Below are 16025 nucleotides of genomic sequence, written 5' to 3' on the forward strand. Positions count from 1 at the left end.
ATGAACGAAACTTCGATCGACCTGTCGTGGCTGCGCGGTAGTTCGGTACTGGTGACCGGTGCCCGCGTGTCCGGTCTCGCCGTGGTGCGCCCATTGCTGGACCTCGGGGCCGTCGTCACCGTCACCGACTCCGATCGTGGTGCGCTCGACAGGGCGTCGAGCATCGGTGCCGCGGTGGTGCTGCAGGACGACCTGCTCGGCGATCCCGCCGCGCTGGCAGCGTTCTCGCTTGTCGTCACCAGTCCCGGCTTCCGTCCCGATTCTCCGGTGTTGGCTGCAGCCGCCGGTCAGGGGATTCCGGTGTGGGGCGATGTCGAGTTGTCCTGGCACGTGGACCGGGCCGAGCTGTACGGCCCGAGAACTCGCTGGCTGGTGGTCACCGGAACCAACGGAAAGACGACCACCACCTCGATGCTGGCGTCGATTCTCGAGGCTGCCGCTATCGAGTCGGTAGCCTGCGGAAACATCGGACTTCCCATCGCCGACGCGCTGCGTCGCACGCCGCATCCGAGCGTTCTCGCGGTGGAACTGTCCTCGTTCCAATTGTTCTGGGCTCCGTCGGTGCATCCGGCGGCCGGGGTGGTACTCAACATCGCCGAGGATCACCTCGATTGGCACGGCGGCATGGACGGATATGTCCAGGCCAAGGCTCGAGCGTTGTCCGGTGAGATTGCTGTCGTCGGCCTCGACGACACGCGAGCAGCACGCCTGGCCGCGGGCTCGCCGTCTGGCAACGTCGTCGGTTTCCGGCTGGGCGAACCCGCCTCGGGCGAGCTGGGAGTGCGGTCGGGTGTACTCGTCGACAACGCGTTCGGTGACACCGTCGAACTTCTCGCAGCCGCGGACGTCGAGCCGAGCGGACCCTCCGGGATTCTCGATGCGCTGGCGGCCGCCGCGCTGGCTCGCTCGATCGGGGTGCAGCCCGGCGCGGTTCGAGCCGGTCTGCAGAGCTACCGGGTGGGACCGCATCGCGCGGCGGTGGTGCGCGAGCTCGGCGGAGTGACGTTCATCGACGATTCGAAGGCGACGAACCCGCATGCGGCTCGTTCGTCGATCCTGGCGCACGAGCGCGTCGTGTGGATCGCGGGAGGGTTGCTCAAGGGTGCGGTGATCGACGATCTGGTCGTGGAGATCGCGGATCGACTCGTTGCTGCGGTGCTGCTGGGCCGCGATGGGATGCAGATCGCAGAGGCTTTGGCGCGACACGCGCCCGATGTTCCGGTCGTGAGGCTCCCTTCGGGAGACGATGCTGGTGTGACTCATGGTGCTGAAGATGCTGATGCGGTGATGCGGGCCGTTGTCGCCCATGCGGCCGGACGCGCTGAGCCGGGGGATACCGTCCTGCTGGCTCCCGCGGCTGCGTCGCTGGACATGTTCTCCGACTACGGGCACCGCGGTCGAAGCTTCGCCGAGTCCGTGCAGCTGCTGGATATCGTCGACATCGGATCGCCGCGCTCGTGACCACCGCTGCTCAGCCGCCGCGCCCACCTCGCCGCACGTCCCCGCCCCGCACTCGAATCGGCCTGTGGTTCGGCCGTCCGCTGGCGTCGTTCCATCTCATTGTCACGATCGCCGTACTGCTGACGGTGCTGGGCCTGGTGATGGTGCTGTCGGCGTCGTCCGCAGAATCCTTTGCGGCCGACGAGTCCGGATACGCGCTGTTCACTCAGCAGTTGATCGGCGTGGCGTTGGGAGCGGTCGCGTTCTACGTGGCTCTCCGACTCCCGGTTCGGTACCTCAGGAAGCTGTCTTTTCCACTGTTCCTGGTCTCGATCACGATGTTGATGCTCGTGCTGATCCCTGGGATCGGTGCCGAGCGTCAAGGCGCACGGCGTTGGTTCGACTTCGGCGTCGTCTCGTTCCAGCCGTCCGAACTGGCGAAGGTCGCGCTGGTGCTGTGGGGTGCGCATCTGCTGGCCTCGCGTCGCAGCGAACACGGCAACATCAAGTCGTTGCTGGTGCCACTGCTGCCTGCCGGTCTGCTGATGTGTCTGCTGGTGGTGCTGCAGCCCAACCTGAGTACAGCGATCGCCCTCGGCATCATCCTGGTGGCGCTGCTGTGGTTCGCCGGTCTCAACGCCCGGTTGTTCGGTGCAGTGTTGATTACGGGTATGGCGCTGGCGACGGTGCTCGCGTTCACTGCCGGCTACCGCTCCAACCGCGTGAAGGCCTGGCTCAATCCGGGGGAAGACACTTCGGGACTGTCCTACCAGTCGACCCAGGCGAAATACTCGCTGGCCGACGGTGGTCTGTTCGGCCGCGGGTTGGGGCAGAGCCGCGCGAAGTGGAGCTATCTTCCCAACGCGCACAACGACTTCATCTTCGCCATCATCGGTGAGGAACTCGGCACGATCGGCTGCCTTGCCGTCATCGGATTGTTCGGACTGTTCGTCTACACCGGTCTGCGCATCGCCATGCGCTCGGTCGATCCCTTTCTGCGCCTGTTGACCGCCGGTGCCACCTGCTGGGTGTTCGGTCAGGCCATGATCAACATCAGCTATGTCGTGGGTCTGCTGCCGGTGACCGGCCTGCAGTTGCCGCTGGTGTCCTACGGCGGCACGTCGACGGCGATCACGCTGCTGATGTTCGGCATCATCGCGAGTGCAGCCCGCCACGAGCCCGAAGCGATCGCAGCCCTCCACGCCGGCCAGGAGGGGCGAATCGCTCGTGCCCTCAAGCTTCCGTTGCCCGCGGTGTTCTCGCCCCAGCGCGCCGCGATGGCTCGCTCGAAGTCCACCCGACCCACCCTGGCCGCTCAGGACCGCAAGCGTCTCGAGGCCCGCAGGGGTAAGGACGGGCGAGGAGCGCGCGCACCCGAGCCGGGACGTACCCGAGTCTCGAGTTCCCGGGCCGACACGATGTCGCCCTCCTCGACCGATCGACGGGGCGATTCGCTCCGCGGCCGGGCCCGCCGCCCCGAGCCGCAGCGTCGTGAGCCGTCGGCCGGGTACGCAGCCGGGTCTCGGACGTCTCCCCGGCCCCGTCCGGAACCTCAGGGTTCGTACCGTCCGCGTCCGGAACCACAACCCGGTCGCCCACCCGTTCGCTCGGGTGAGCGAGGATATCGACGGTGAAGCAGACATCCAGGCCGATTTCCGTAGTGGTTGCCGGGGGCGGGACGGCCGGGCACATCGAGCCTGCGCTCGCAGTGGCCGACGCCCTCCGCGTCCTCGACCCCACCGTCACCGTCACCGCTCTCGGCAGCAGTCGTGGCCTGGAGACGACACTGGTTCCGGCCCGTGGATATGCCCTCGAACTCATCCCACCCGTGCCGCTGCCGCGTAAGCCCACCGTCGACCTGTTGAAGCTGCCGGTCCGCGTTGTGCGATCGGTACGTCGAACGAGGGAGATATTCGCGGCCGTCGAGGCCGACGTGCTCGTCGGATTCGGTGGTTACGTCGCGTTGCCCGCCTATCTCGCCGCGCGGGGACGGCTGCTCGGTCGTGGTGGGCGACTTCCCGTGGTCATCCACGAGGCCAATGCCAGGGCAGGCATCGCCAACAAGGTCGGGGCCAGGTCCGCTCGACGGGTGCTTGCCGCCGTTGCCGGATCGGGCATCGCGGCGCGCGGTGCAGCCGACGCGGAAGTCATCGGAATCCCCGTCCGTCCCACCATCACCGAACTCGACCGCGCGGCGGTGCGCGCACAGGCCCGGGAACACTTCGGTCTGCCCGAGCAGGGCCCGGTACTACTGGTGTTCGGCGGTTCGCAGGGAGCACGATCCCTCAACGACGCCGTCTCCGGTGCCTCGTCTGCGCTCGCCGCGGCCGGCATATCGGTGCTGCACGCGCACGGACCGAAGAACGCGCTCGACGTAGAACAGCGCAACCCGAATGCGCCGTACGTCGCGCTGCCGTACATCGACCGGATGGATCTGGCGTACGCGGCCGCGGACCTGGCCATCTGTCGGTCCGGTGCCATGACGGTTGCCGAGGTGTCGGCGACAGGTCTGCCCGCGGTGTACGTACCCCTGCCACACGGCAACGGCGAGCAGGAGCTCAACGCCCGTCCGGTCGTCGACGCCGGAGGTGGCATCCTGGTGTCCGATGCGACACTGACCGAGCAGTACGTGACCGACACGGTGGTGGCGCTGCTGAACGACACGGAGAAGATTGCTGCGATGTCTCGGGCCGCGGCCGGTGCCGGGCACAAAGGAGCAGCAGCGGCCGTGGCGCAGATCGTGCTCGATACTGCGCACGCGGCGAGACGCTGATCCGGGCGGTGTCGCGCATGCGAAGAGAACGAGGGAGACGTCCGCGTGACAATTGACGGTGCGGCAATGTCGGAATTGCCGGCAGAGCTACAACGAGTACACATGGTGGGTATCGGCGGTGCCGGAATGTCCGGTATCGCGCGCATCCTGCTGGCTCGCGGCGGGCAGGTATCGGGATCGGACGCCAAGGAATCCCGTGGTGTGCTCGCGCTCCGAGCACGTGGTGCGCAGGTTCGCATCGGTCACGACGCCAGTGCGCTCGACATGATCGAGGGCGGCCCCTCGGTCGTGGTGACGACCCATGCCGCAATTCCCAAGACCAATCCAGAGCTGGTCGCGGCCCGCGAGCGCGGAATTCCGGTGGTTCTGCGGCCGGCCGTGCTGTCCTCCCTCATGCAGGGCTACCGCACTGTGCTGGTCTCGGGTACCCATGGCAAGACGTCGACCACCTCGATGCTGGTGGTCGCGCTGCAGCATTGCGGCTTCGATCCGTCGTTCGCCGTCGGAGGAGAGCTCAACGAGGCCGGGACCAATGCACACCACGGAAGCGGCGACGTGTTCGTGGCAGAAGCGGACGAGAGCGACGGTTCGCTGCTGCAGTACACGGCAGACGTGATCATCGTGACCAATATCGAGGCCGATCACCTGGACCACTTCGGCACCACCGAGGCCTACGTACAGGTGTTCGACGACTTCGCCGCTGTGCTGCGCCCCGGCGGCGTGCTCGTGGCATGCATGGACGATCCTGGTTCGGCAGCCCTGGCTCGCCGAGTGGTCCAGAAGAATCTGCCCGGCGTGACCGTGCTCGGCTACGGGTCGTCCGACGTAGACGCCGGACCGGTCGACATGGCCGTTCGTCTGTTGGCGTGGGAGCCCGAGGACATCGGCGGCGTCGCGCAGCTGCAGATCGCCGGCGAGGATGCGGCGCGGACGGTTCGGCTCGGTGTTCCCGGACGGCACACCGCACTCAATGCGCTCGCGGCGTTCGTCGCGGCGCGTCAGGTGGGTGCCGGCACCGAGGAACTGTTGGCCGGGCTTACCGGCTTCGGCGGGGTTCATCGACGTTTTCAGTTCACCGGGCGAGAGCACGGCGTCCGAGTGTTCGACGATTACGCACACCATCCCACCGAGGTGCGTGCGGTGTTGACCGCAGCGCAGGCTCTCGTCGCGGGCCAGGACCGCGCAGGTCTCGAGCGGGGGCGGGTGGTGGTGGTGTTCCAGCCGCACCTGTATTCACGGACCGCCACCTTTGCCGAGGAGTTCGGAGCGGCGTTGTCGTTGGCGGACGAGATAGTGGTGCTCGATGTCTACGGTGCACGTGAGGAGCCGTTGCCCGGTGTGACGGGTGCGCTGGTTGCAGCCTCGGTGACGAAACCGGTGAATTACCAACCGGATCTGTCGATGGTGGCCAAGCAGGTCGCGCAGCTGAGCAGGCCGGGAGACGTGGTCATCACCATGGGGGCGGGTGACGTGACGATGCTCGGTGGTCCGATTCTGGACGCACTTCGCTCGAAAACCGATTTCGGTGCTGCGACCGGCCGCAGTGAACCGAAGGATCGGCCGGCTCCGTGACCCGCCGCTCCGATCGAGTTCGTTCTTCCAGATCGGGAACAGCTGCAGTACAGGATGATTCGACGTCGCCGATGAGTGACAAGCAGGCGCGCGCCCGGGCCAGGGAAGACGAACGTACTCGGGTGAAGCGGTCGCGTCGCAAGGCCGTGCTGATTGCGCTTGCTGTCGTTGTCGTGGTGGTGGGATCGGCTGCGCTGGTGTACTTCACGCCGTTGCTGTCGGTTCGGAGCGTCACGGTCGCGGGGGAGTCCTCGGTGTCCGAGCAGGAGGTCCTCGACCTGCTCGACGTTCCCGCCGGTCTTCCACTGGTTCGAGTGGACACGGCTGCGGCGGCGCAGCGGGTGGCGACTATTCCGGCGTTGGCTTCGGTGCGCGTGCAGCGCAAGTATCCGTCGACCGTGCAGGTGACCGTCGAGGAGCGAACGCCCGTGGCGTTCTTCGATTCTCCGGACGGCACCCATCTGCTCGATTCCACCGGGGTCGATTTCGCGATCGCACCTCCGCCGCCGGGGGTTGTGCGGCTGGTGACCGAGAACCCGGTGTTCGGTGATCCCGTGACGAAAGACGCTCTCGCAGTGCTCGATACGCTGCCGCCGCTGTTGCGAGATCAGGTGGGTGAGTTGCGAGCGAGCACCCTGTCCGACATCTCGATTCTGTTGCTCGACGGACGAACCGTCGTGTGGGGTAGCAAAGACAACTCCGAACGCAAGGCCGCGGTGGCGATCGCGTTGCTGTCGCAGCCCGGGCAGATCTTCGACGTGTCGAGTCCGGATCTACCCACCACGAAGTAGTTCCAGCGCGAGTGACGCATATTTCCGGCGCGGCGTCGGCGCGCCTAATGGCGATAGCCGTCGGGGATGAATAGCGTTCCGAGCAGTTCAGTACTTGACATAACTCTAAGCCTGTGGTTTAGGTTGAGAGTTTTCCACATTTCACGCAACAACCCACGGAAGGCGAGAGCCCATGACGCCCCCGCACAACTACCTCGCCGTAATCAAGGTCGTCGGCATCGGCGGCGGCGGCGTGAACGCGGTCAACCGCATGATCGAACAGGGACTCAAGGGAGTCGAGTTCATCGCGGTCAACACCGACGCTCAGGCCTTGCTGATGAGCGACGCAGACGTCAAGCTCGACGTGGGTCGCGAACTGACCCGCGGGCTCGGCGCAGGAGCCGATCCCGAGGTGGGTCGCCGCGCAGCAGATGATCACAAGGACGAGATCGAAGAGGTACTCAAGGGTGCCGACATGGTTTTCGTCACCGCAGGAGAGGGTGGTGGCACCGGTACCGGCGGCGCTCCCGTAGTCGCTAACATCGCGCGCAAGCTCGGCGCGTTGACCGTCGGAGTCGTCACGCGGCCGTTCTCCTTCGAAGGCAAGCGTCGCGGCGGACAGGCCGATACCGGCATCCAGCAGCTTCGTGAGTCGTGCGACACGCTCATCGTCATCCCCAACGACCGTCTGCTTCAGCTCGGCGATGCCGCGGTGAGCCTCATGGATGCATTCCGCAGCGCCGACGAGGTTCTGCTCAACGGTGTCCAGGGCATCACCGACCTCATCACCACCCCGGGCCTGATCAACGTCGACTTCGCCGACGTCAAGGGCGTCATGTCCGGCGCAGGCAGTGCGCTGATGGGCATCGGCTCCTCCCGCGGCGAAGGTCGCGCGATCAAGGCCGCGGAATCGGCGATCAACTCTCCGCTGCTCGAAGCGTCGATGGAAGGCGCACGCGGAGTGCTCCTGTCCATCGCCGGCGGCTCCGATCTCGGTCTGTTCGAGATCAACGAGGCTGCGTCGCTGGTGCAGGAAGCAGCGCACATCGATGCCAACATCATCTTCGGAACGGTCATCGACGATTCGCTCGGTGACGAGGTTCGGGTGACCGTCATCGCCGCAGGCTTCGACGGCGGTACCCCGACGCGCCGCCCGGTGGAAGCGGCCACGTCCACGCGCGGTCCGATCGGATCGGCGCGCTCCGGTGAGGTGTCCTCGCGCACGAACGAGAGCTCCGAGGGTGCTGTGTTCCGCGACCCGGTCGGTGCACCGAGTGGCAGCAGCCTGCCGCCGCTCAACTCGTCGAGCTCGTCCAACCGTGAGTCGTCCAGCCGTGAATCCGGCGGCGGTCAGGGTCGCGAGGGCGTCGGCTCCGGCCGTCGGGTGCCGATCGCCGAGGACGAGGGCGAAGACGAAGTCGACGTACCGTCCTTCATGCGGCGGTGAGCGGTACCGCATCCGCTGGTCCGTTCCGCGTTCGACGGGTGTCGACGACGAGAGCGGGCGGTGTCTCGGCACCCCCGTTCGACACGTTCAATCTCGGTGATCATGTGGGCGACGATCCGTCCGCCGTCGAGGCCAACCGCCGTCGTCTCGGTGAGAGACTGGGGATGGGGGTCGAGCGGCTCGTCTTCATGGAGCAGGTTCACGGACGTACCGTCACGGTGGTCGACGGTCCCGTGGCCGAGCCGGTGCCCATGACCGACGCGTTGGTGACGACGCAGCGGGACCTCGGGCTTGTGGTGTTGACTGCTGATTGCGTACCGATCCTGCTGTCCGACGAGGAGGCCGGAGTTATCGCGGCCGTGCACGCGGGCCGGGTCGGTGCCCGTATCGGCATCGTGCCCCGAGTGGTGGAAGCGATGGTCGAGCTCGGTGCGCTGCCCGCGAGGATCGGTGCCTTTCTCGGTCCGGCCGCGAGTGGACGCCAGTACGAGGTGCCCGCAGTCATGCGTGCGGACGTCGACAAGCATCTTCCCGGCAGCGCGACGACGACGGTTCGGAATACGCCGGGACTCGACATTCCCGCCGGTGTCCGGGCCCAACTACTCTCGGCCGGAGTGTCCGCAGTGGCGCAGGATCCGCGCTGCACCATCGAGGACCGAACGTTGTTCAGCCATCGCCGGGAAGGGTCGACCGGCCGGATCGCCAGTGTGGTGTGGATGGACAGTGCATCGACAGACGATCGGCCCGGAACGGTCGATCGCTGAGCCGGCGGAAGAGGGATGTCATGAGTGAACCCAGCGATGACGGCGGGCCGGTAGCCGACCGTGCCATCGAGATCGAAACGGCGTTGACGACGGTCCGGGAACGGTTGACCCGCGCGTGCGCCGACGCCGGACGCAACCCCGCCGAGGTCGCTCTTCTTCCGGTGACCAAGTTCTTTCCGGCGTCGGACGTGCGCACCCTGTACCGGCTCGGGTGCCGCGACTTCGGTGAATCCCGTGAGCAGGACGCGTCGCCGAAGGTTGCCGAGACGGCCGAGGATTTCGCCGGCGATCCGCCGCGGTGGCACATGATCGGACACCTGCAGCGAAACAAGGCGAAGTCCGTCGCGGGCTGGGCCCATTCCATCCATTCGGTGGACAGCGCGCGGCTCGTGACGGCACTGTCGAAAGCGGCCACATCGGCTCTGGACGAGGGTGTGCGCCGGTCGGAACTCGACGTACTTCTACAGGTCAGCCTCGACGGGGACGTACACCGCGGAGGCGTCGAACGAGACGAGCTCCACGGGCTGGCCGAGGCTGTGTTCGAGGCCGCCGGGTTGCGTCTGGCCGGATTGATGGCGGTACCGCCCCTCGACGCCGAGCCGGACGCCGCGTTCGCCGACCTCGAGAATCTCCACCGTCGTCTGTTGCTCGATCACCCCGAGGCGCTCGAGCTGTCTGCAGGTATGACCGGAGATCTGGAAGCTGCTGTGCGCCACGGATCGACGTGCGTGCGTGTCGGTACCGCAATACTCGGGGCGCGGCCGATAACCTCGCAATAACAGTCCAGGATCACATCAGTCACAACTGACACTTGCGAACCTGGGGATCGACGGTAGACACACTCCACGGAAGGCAGAACGATGAGCACCCTGCACAAGTTCAAGGCGTACTTCGGCATGGTTCCGCTCGCCGACTACGAGGACGACTACCTCGACGATCCGGACGCGCGACGCAACTCCCGTGGCGCGCGTGACGGTTACGACGACATCGACGAGCGCGAGTTCGTGAAGCCGTCCTTCGGCGGATCTCGGCATGCTCAGCTCGACGACGACTACGACGATTACGAGGCTCCCCGCCCGGCGGCCACCCTGGCCCCGATCGGCGGCCGGGGACGTGCATCGGCACCGTCGACCCGCGGTACGGCCACGCGTGGAGCACTTGCCATGGACACTCGCATGGATGTGCGGGCGGAAACTCGTCGCAGCCCGATCGTCGACGACGGTGGTCCGTTGTCGAAGATCACCACGCTGCGTCCGCGCGACTACAGTGAGGCCCGCACCATCGGCGAGCGCTTCCGCGACGGCACCCCGGTGATCATGGACCTGGTGGAGATGAGCAACGCGGACGCCAAGCGACTGGTCGACTTTGCCGCCGGTCTGGCATTTGCGCTTCGCGGATCCTTCGACAAGGTAGCGACGAAGGTCTTCCTGCTTTCGCCCGCCGATGTCGATGTATCGCCGCAGGAGCGCAGGCGCATCGCTGAGACCGGTTTCTACAGTCAGCAGTGAGAGTTTCTCTGTTCGGAGCGATAGTTCGAGGCTGTGACCAGCGCACTTTGCTCTGCCTGTCGAAGTCAGGCAGAGTATAGCCGTGATCGTGTTCACGGTGATCAACATCGTATTGTTTCTTTTTTGGCTCCTCCTCATCGGTCGAATCATCGTCGAGTTCATCAGGACTTTTGCGAGAGATTGGCAACCGAGCGGAGTCGTCGTCATCCTGCTCGAGGCGATTTTCACGGTTACCGACCCGCCGGTGAAGTTTCTCCGCAGGATCATTCCGCCTCTGAATCTCGGTGGAGTTCGGCTGGATCTGTCCATCATGGTCCTGCTGTTCGTCGTGTTCATCGCGTGGAATGTGACCAGTGGTCTCGCGGCCTGAGGCCGAAGATGGAATGTTAGAACGCAGGACGCGCGCAAGCTGCGTGTCCTGTGTGACAGAATGGACGCCAGTTACAGTTTGATTGTTCTGCACTCGCGCGGAATGGCATATAACTGAATGCTTGCTCTACCGCCCCAAGACGCGTGAAGGGATCCTTCCATGCCGCTGACTCCAGCTGATGTGCACAACGTAGCGTTCAGCAAGCCGCCTATCGGTAAGCGTGGTTACAACGAAGACGAGGTCGACGCTTTCCTCGACCTCGTCGAGCAAGAGCTGTCGCGACTGATCGAAGAGAACGCCGATCTCCGGCAGCGAGTCGGTGAGCTCGATCAGGAGCTCGCGGACGCGAAGAGCTCGGTTCGGCAGAATCCGCAGCCTGCTCAGGTCGCGGCACCGAAGGTCGAGCCGCCGCGCCCGGTGGATCCCCCCAAGCCCGCGCCTGTGGTTCAGCAGCCGGCGCCGGTGGCACCCGTGGCCGCAGCCCCGCAGCAGAGCGGCGACTCCAACATGCAGGCCGCGAAGATCCTCGGCCTCGCTCAGGAGATGGCCGATCGTCTCACCGGTGACGCCAAGTCGGAGTCCGAGCAGTTGCTCGGCAACGCCCGCACCAACGCCGAGCGTCTGGTGTCCGATGCACGCACGCGTTCCGAGTCGATGATGTCCGAGGCCCGGCAGAAGTCCGAGTCGCTGCTTTCCGATGCGCAGACACGCTCCGAGACCCAGCTTCGTCAGGCCAAGGAGAAGGCCGACGCACTGCAGGCCGACGCCGAGCGCAAGCACACCGAGATCATGGCGACCATCAACCAGCAGCGCTCCGTTCTCGAAGGCCGCATCGAGCAGCTCAAGACGTTCGAGCGCGAGTACCGAGTGCGTCTCAAGTCGTACCTCGAATCCCAGCTCGAAGAGCTCGAGAACCGTTCGTCGGCACTTCCTGTCGACAACGGCCAGGACAACTTCAATCAGGACAACCAGTCCTCCGGCTACAGCCAGTCGTACGCCAAGGGCAACTGACGCTCGACTGCGTCTGCCGACGCTGCCGTTGACGGCAGCGTCGGACCCGGTTGTCATGGCGAGTGGTGAGCGAGGAATCCCGTGTTGGTCCTGACTCTCGGCGCAGCGGCGATCGGCTTCGGATTCTTGGTTCTCGCCCTGATGACGGGGTCCGTCGTGTGGGCTTGGGCATGTATAGCGGTGTGTATCCTCGGAGCGATTCTGCTGCTGGTCGGTGCACTCACCGGCCGTCGACCACCGCCAGAGCTCGACGGGTAGCATCACCAACCGAATACACAGTTTCAGGTGCCGATCCGGCCATCACCGGGGAGCCTTCGGAAGAACGACGTGCATGTGGAGCGCTCAGGTGCTTCGGATGGACGTTCAGTAGAACCGAACGGGTGAGCCCGTCACAGCTCACGTGGAGTGGCTCGCGCCGCCGGTGACACCGGCGGCGCGAGCAAGCGGGGTGGTACCGCGGTACTCGGCGTTCGACTCGCCGAGCGTCGTCCCCGTGCCAACAGATGTCGCGTTGCACGCGTCCGGCACGGAGGAGACAGAGATGACAGACTCGACCGCACGTCCCAAGGGCGATTCGTATCCATTGGTGGATCTGGCCGAGGGTCGGTCAGGAAGTGTTCCGTTCCCCGATCTCGAGCGCATCGTGCTGCACGAGTGGGCCGAGGACGGCACGTTCCGTGCCAGCATCGACAACCGCGCGGATGCCGAGGAATTCGTTTTCTACGACGGCCCTCCGTTCGCGAACGGCCTGCCCCACTACGGACATCTGCTGACCGGGTACGTCAAGGATCTTGTTCCGCGTTTCCAGACCATGCGGGGCAAGAAGGTCGAGCGGCGCTTCGGTTGGGACTGCCACGGTCTCCCCGCAGAGCTCGAAGCAGAGAAGCAGCTCGGCATCAAGGACAAGTCCGAGATCGACGAGATGGGCCTGGCGAAGTTCAATGCCTACTGCAAGCAGTCGGTGCTGCAGTACACCGACGAGTGGCGGGACTACGTCACGCGACAGGCCCGGTGGGTCGATTTCGACAACGATTACAAGACGCTCGACGTCGACTTCATGGAGTCGGTCATGTGGGCGTTCAAGACGCTGCACGACAAGGGCTTGATCTACCAGGGCTACCGAGTGCTGCCGTACAGCTGGTACGAGCAAACCCCCCTGTCCAATCAGGAGACCCGTCTGGACGACGCGTACAAGATGCGTCAGGATCCCGCGGTCACCGTGACGATGCCGTTGACGGCACCCGGCTCACCGTTGGACGGTGCGAACGCACTGATCTGGACCACCACTCCGTGGACCCTTCCGTCCAACTTGGCGATGGCGGTTCACCCCGAGGTGCACTACGTGCAGGTGCGAGGCACCGACGGTGAGCGTTACGTGCTCGCTGCGGCGCGACTGGCGCACTACGCGAAGGAACTGGGGGAGGAGCCGGAGGTGCTGTCGGAGCACACCGGTGCCGAGTTGGTCGGACTCACCTACGCGCCGCCGTACGACTTCTTCCTCGGCCACGAGAACGCGCACCGCATGTTGCAGGCCGACTACGTCACCACCGATTCGGGCACCGGAATCGTGCACCTCGCACCCGCTTTCGGCGAAGAGGACATGGACGTGGCCACCGCGAACGGGATCGAGGTGGTGCAACCGCTCGATGCGGGCGGCAAGTTCACTTCCATGGTGCCGCCGTACGAAGGCCTGATGGTGTTCGACGCCAATCCGGTGATCATCAAGGATCTCAAAGCCTCGGGCCGCTTGCTGCGCCACGAGACCATCGAGCACTCGTACCCGCACAGTTGGCGTAGTGGTCAGCCGCTGATCTACATGGCGGTTCCGTCGTGGTTCGTCGCGGTGACGAAGTTCCGCGATCGAATGGTCGAGCTCAACCAGGAGATCACCTGGGTGCCCGAGCACATCAAGGACGGGCAGTTCGGTAAGTGGCTCGAAGGTGCCCGTGATTGGAACATCAGCCGAAACCGGTACTGGGGCAGCCCGATTCCGGCGTGGACCTCGGACGATCCTGCCTACCCCCGTCTGGACGTCTACGGCAGTCTCGACGAACTCGAGCGCGATTTCGGCGTACGACCCAGCGATCTGCACCGGCCGTACATCGACGACCTGACGCGACCCAACCCGGACGACCCGACCGGTAAGTCCACGATGCGTCGCGTTCCCGAGGTGCTGGACTGCTGGTTCGAGTCGGGGTCGATGCCGTACGCGCAGGTGCATTTCCCGTTCGAGAACGAGGAATGGTTCCAGACGCACAACCCGGGCGATTTCATCGTCGAGTACAACGGGCAGACCCGTGGCTGGTTCTACACGCTGCACGTGCTGGCGACCGCGCTCTTCGATCGACCTGCGTTCAAAACTGTTGCCGCACACGGCATCGTGCTCGGCGACGACGGTCTGAAGATGAGCAAGTCCAAGGGTAACTACCCGGACGTCAAGGAGGTCTTCGACCGCGACGGCTCCGACGCCATGCGGTGGTTCCTGATGTCGTCGCCCATTCTGCGCGGCGGCAACCTGATCGTCACCGAGCAGGGCATCCGTGAGGGCGTGCGGCAGGCACTGCTGCCCATCTGGAATGCGTGGAGTTTCCTTCAGCTGTACGCCTCGACACCCGGCCGGTGGCGGACCGATTCGCCGCACGTGCTCGATCGCTACGTTCTTGCCAAGTTGTCGGCCACCAGGGACGCGATCACCGATGCGCTCGAGGGCAACGACATCGCCGGTGCGTGCGACGAGCTGCGCACGTTTTGCGATGCACTCACCAATTGGTATGTGCGACGGTCTCGTTCGCGGTTCTGGAGCGAGGATGCCGACGCGATCGACACCCTGCACACCGTACTCGAGGTGCTCACCCGCATCGCAGCTCCCTTGTTGCCGCTGATCAGCGAAGTGGTGTGGCGGGGCTTGACCGGCGGCCGCTCGGTGCACCTGACGGATTGGCCTGCGGCCGACGAACTGCCGTCGGATCCGGAACTCGTCGCGAGCATGGACGAGGTTCGGACCGTGTGCTCCACCGTGCTCGGTCTGCGTAAGGCCCAGAACCTGCGCGTGCGGTTGCCACTGCCCGAGGTCACGGTTGCCGCGGCCGATGCGGAGCGCCTGCGCCCGTTCGTCGACATCATCGCCGACGAGGTCAACGTCAAGAAGGTCGATCTCACCGAAGACGTTGCCGTGCACGGAAAGTTCGAGCTCGTCGTCAACGCACGCGCGGCCGGACCGCGGATCGGCAAGGATGTCCAGAAGGTCATCAAGGCCGTCAAGGCAGGCGATTGGGAAGAGGACTCCGACGGTGTCGTGAGCGCAGCAGGTATTGCGTTGCTACCGGAGGAGTTCACCCGCAAACTCGTTGCCGCAGAGCCCGAGTCGACGGCGCCACTGCCCGGTAACGCCGGCCTCGTAGTACTCGATTCCGCTGTCACCGAGGAACTCGAGGCGGAGGGCTGGGCCAAGGACCGCATCCGCGAACTGCAGGACGCGCGTCGTAATCACGGACTCGACGTCTCGGATCGCATCGACATCGTCATCGAGGTGCCCGAGCACCGACAGGCGTGGCTGGACACTCACCGGGATCTGATCGCGCGTGAGGTGCTCGCACTCTCGCTCGTCGACGGACGTGTCGGAGACGACGGCAGTGATCTCGGTGAGGGAGTTCGGGCAGCGGTCACGAAGTCGTCGTGAGCGAAGGGCATGTGACCGAGCAATCGGTGGACGGCACCGTCCGCGAGCTTCTGAACGGAGCCCGCGGCGGTGTCGTGCCGATCGTCGCCGCCGGTGATCCGGTTCTACGCTCGCGGGCAACCGCATACGACGGGCAACTCGACGCCGATACGTTCGCGGAGTTGATCCAGGTGATGCGGGCGACGATGCACGCCGCACCGGGCGTCGGGCTCGCTGCGCCGCAGATCGGCATCCCGCTGCAGATTGCGGTGATCGAGGATCTGTTCGACGTCGACCCGGCTGTCGCTCGGGCGCGGGAGCGAACCCCGCTGCCGTTCCGAGTGCTGGTCAATCCCCGGTACACCCCGGTCGGATCACGGACCGCCGGTTTCTACGAGGGGTGCCTCAGCGTTCCCGGCTACCAGGCCGTCGTGACCCGAGCAGCCGAGGTGCGGCTCGAGTGCACCGACGAATTCGGTCACGAGATCGACGAGGTGGTTCGCGGCTGGCCGGCCCGAATCGTGGCTCACGAGACCGACCACCTCGGCGGGACGCTGTACATCGACACTGCGCATACCCGATCGTTGACCACGACCGAGAACTACGGCGAGCTGTGGTCGGATCCGACACCCGAACGCGCTGCTCGGGCGCTCGGCTTCACCGTCGACCCTCGCTGACCGTGCCCAACCTCGCCGACGACACCCTGCGGAGT

General features: G+C 65.4%; 14 protein-coding genes. All 14 read left to right on the top strand.

The window, feature by feature from the left end; genetic code table 11:
- A complete protein-coding gene (gene murD, locus ASG84_RS06145) occupies nt 1-1461 on the top strand; it encodes a UDP-N-acetylmuramoyl-L-alanine--D-glutamate ligase (RefSeq protein ID WP_057476119.1) in 1461 nt (486 codons plus the stop codon).
- Complete coding sequence (gene ftsW, locus ASG84_RS06150; protein ID WP_057476120.1) at nt 1458-3074, top strand: putative lipid II flippase FtsW; 1617 nt, start codon at nt 1458-1460, stop codon at nt 3072-3074. Before murD ends, ftsW begins: the two co-directional genes overlap by 4 nt.
- The gene (gene murG / locus ASG84_RS06155; protein ID WP_200936512.1) at nt 3071-4213 is read left to right on the top strand and encodes an undecaprenyldiphospho-muramoylpentapeptide beta-N-acetylglucosaminyltransferase; all 1143 of its coding nucleotides are present in this window, start codon (nt 3071-3073) and stop codon (nt 4211-4213) included. Before ftsW ends, murG begins: the two co-directional genes overlap by 4 nt.
- Nucleotides 4214-4279: 66 nt before the next feature.
- Entirely contained in the window at nt 4280-5785 is a 1506-nt protein-coding gene (gene murC / locus ASG84_RS06160) for a UDP-N-acetylmuramate--L-alanine ligase (protein WP_057476121.1), read from the top strand.
- Between the two features lie 71 nt (nt 5786-5856).
- Nucleotides 5857-6576, top strand: a complete 720-nt coding sequence (locus tag ASG84_RS06165) for a cell division protein FtsQ/DivIB (RefSeq protein WP_235581553.1) — start codon at nt 5857-5859, stop codon at nt 6574-6576.
- A gap of 172 nt (nt 6577-6748) precedes the next feature.
- Complete coding sequence (ftsZ, locus tag ASG84_RS06170) at nt 6749-8002, top strand: cell division protein FtsZ (protein WP_032403952.1); 1254 nt, start codon at nt 6749-6751, stop codon at nt 8000-8002.
- Nucleotides 7999-8766: a peptidoglycan editing factor PgeF gene (gene pgeF / locus ASG84_RS06175; protein ID WP_057476122.1), complete on the top strand. Its 768-nt coding sequence runs from the start codon at nt 7999-8001 to the stop codon at nt 8764-8766. Before ftsZ ends, pgeF begins: the two co-directional genes overlap by 4 nt.
- A 20-nt stretch (nt 8767-8786) precedes the next feature.
- A complete protein-coding gene (locus ASG84_RS06180) occupies nt 8787-9545 on the top strand; it encodes a YggS family pyridoxal phosphate-dependent enzyme (protein WP_057476123.1) in 759 nt (252 codons plus the stop codon).
- Nucleotides 9546-9626: 81 nt separating this feature from the next.
- Nucleotides 9627-10274 carry a cell division protein SepF gene (locus ASG84_RS06185; RefSeq protein ID WP_057476124.1) on the top strand — a complete coding sequence of 216 codons (648 nt, stop codon included), beginning with the start codon at nt 9627-9629 and terminating at the stop codon, nt 10272-10274.
- 82 nt (nt 10275-10356) lie between these two features.
- The gene (locus ASG84_RS06190) at nt 10357-10644 is read left to right on the top strand and encodes a YggT family protein (RefSeq protein WP_057476125.1); all 288 of its coding nucleotides are present in this window, start codon (nt 10357-10359) and stop codon (nt 10642-10644) included.
- Nucleotides 10645-10803: 159 nt separating this feature from the next.
- Nucleotides 10804-11655 carry a DivIVA-like cell division protein Wag31 gene (gene wag31 / locus ASG84_RS06195; RefSeq protein ID WP_032379035.1) on the top strand — a complete coding sequence of 284 codons (852 nt, stop codon included), beginning with the start codon at nt 10804-10806 and terminating at the stop codon, nt 11653-11655.
- Between the two features lie 81 nt (nt 11656-11736).
- On the top strand, nt 11737-11913 hold the full coding sequence (locus ASG84_RS27905) for a hypothetical protein (RefSeq protein WP_200936513.1): 177 nt from the start codon (nt 11737-11739) through the stop codon (nt 11911-11913).
- 283 nt (nt 11914-12196) lie between these two features.
- Entirely contained in the window at nt 12197-15334 is a 3138-nt protein-coding gene (gene ileS / locus ASG84_RS06200) for an isoleucine--tRNA ligase (protein ID WP_057476243.1), read from the top strand.
- Complete coding sequence (locus tag ASG84_RS06205; RefSeq protein WP_235581554.1) at nt 15331-15990, top strand: peptide deformylase; 660 nt, start codon at nt 15331-15333, stop codon at nt 15988-15990. The genes ileS and ASG84_RS06205 overlap by 4 nt, the downstream gene beginning before the upstream one ends.
- Nucleotides 15991-16025: the final 35 nt, after the last annotated feature.

The organism is Rhodococcus sp. Leaf278 (genome assembly GCF_001426085.1).
Lineage (GTDB): Bacteria > Actinomycetota > Actinomycetes > Mycobacteriales > Mycobacteriaceae > Rhodococcoides.

Excerpts from the sequence above, each read along its gene's own strand:
- murD (WP_057476119.1), top strand. The coding sequence starts at position 1 with ATGAACGAAACTTCGATCGACCTGTCGTGGCTGCGCGGTAGTTCGGTA.
- murC (WP_057476121.1), top strand. The coding sequence starts at position 4,280 with ATGTCGGAATTGCCGGCAGAGCTACAACGAGTACACATGGTGGGTATC.
- ASG84_RS06165 (WP_235581553.1), top strand. The coding sequence starts at position 5,857 with ATGAGTGACAAGCAGGCGCGCGCCCGGGCCAGGGAAGACGAACGTACT.
- ftsZ (WP_032403952.1), top strand. The coding sequence starts at position 6,749 with ATGACGCCCCCGCACAACTACCTCGCCGTAATCAAGGTCGTCGGCATC.
- ASG84_RS06180 (WP_057476123.1), top strand. The coding sequence starts at position 8,787 with ATGAGTGAACCCAGCGATGACGGCGGGCCGGTAGCCGACCGTGCCATC.
- ASG84_RS06185 (WP_057476124.1), top strand. The coding sequence starts at position 9,627 with ATGAGCACCCTGCACAAGTTCAAGGCGTACTTCGGCATGGTTCCGCTC.
- wag31 (WP_032379035.1), top strand. The coding sequence starts at position 10,804 with ATGCCGCTGACTCCAGCTGATGTGCACAACGTAGCGTTCAGCAAGCCG.
- ileS (WP_057476243.1), top strand. The coding sequence starts at position 12,197 with ATGACAGACTCGACCGCACGTCCCAAGGGCGATTCGTATCCATTGGTG.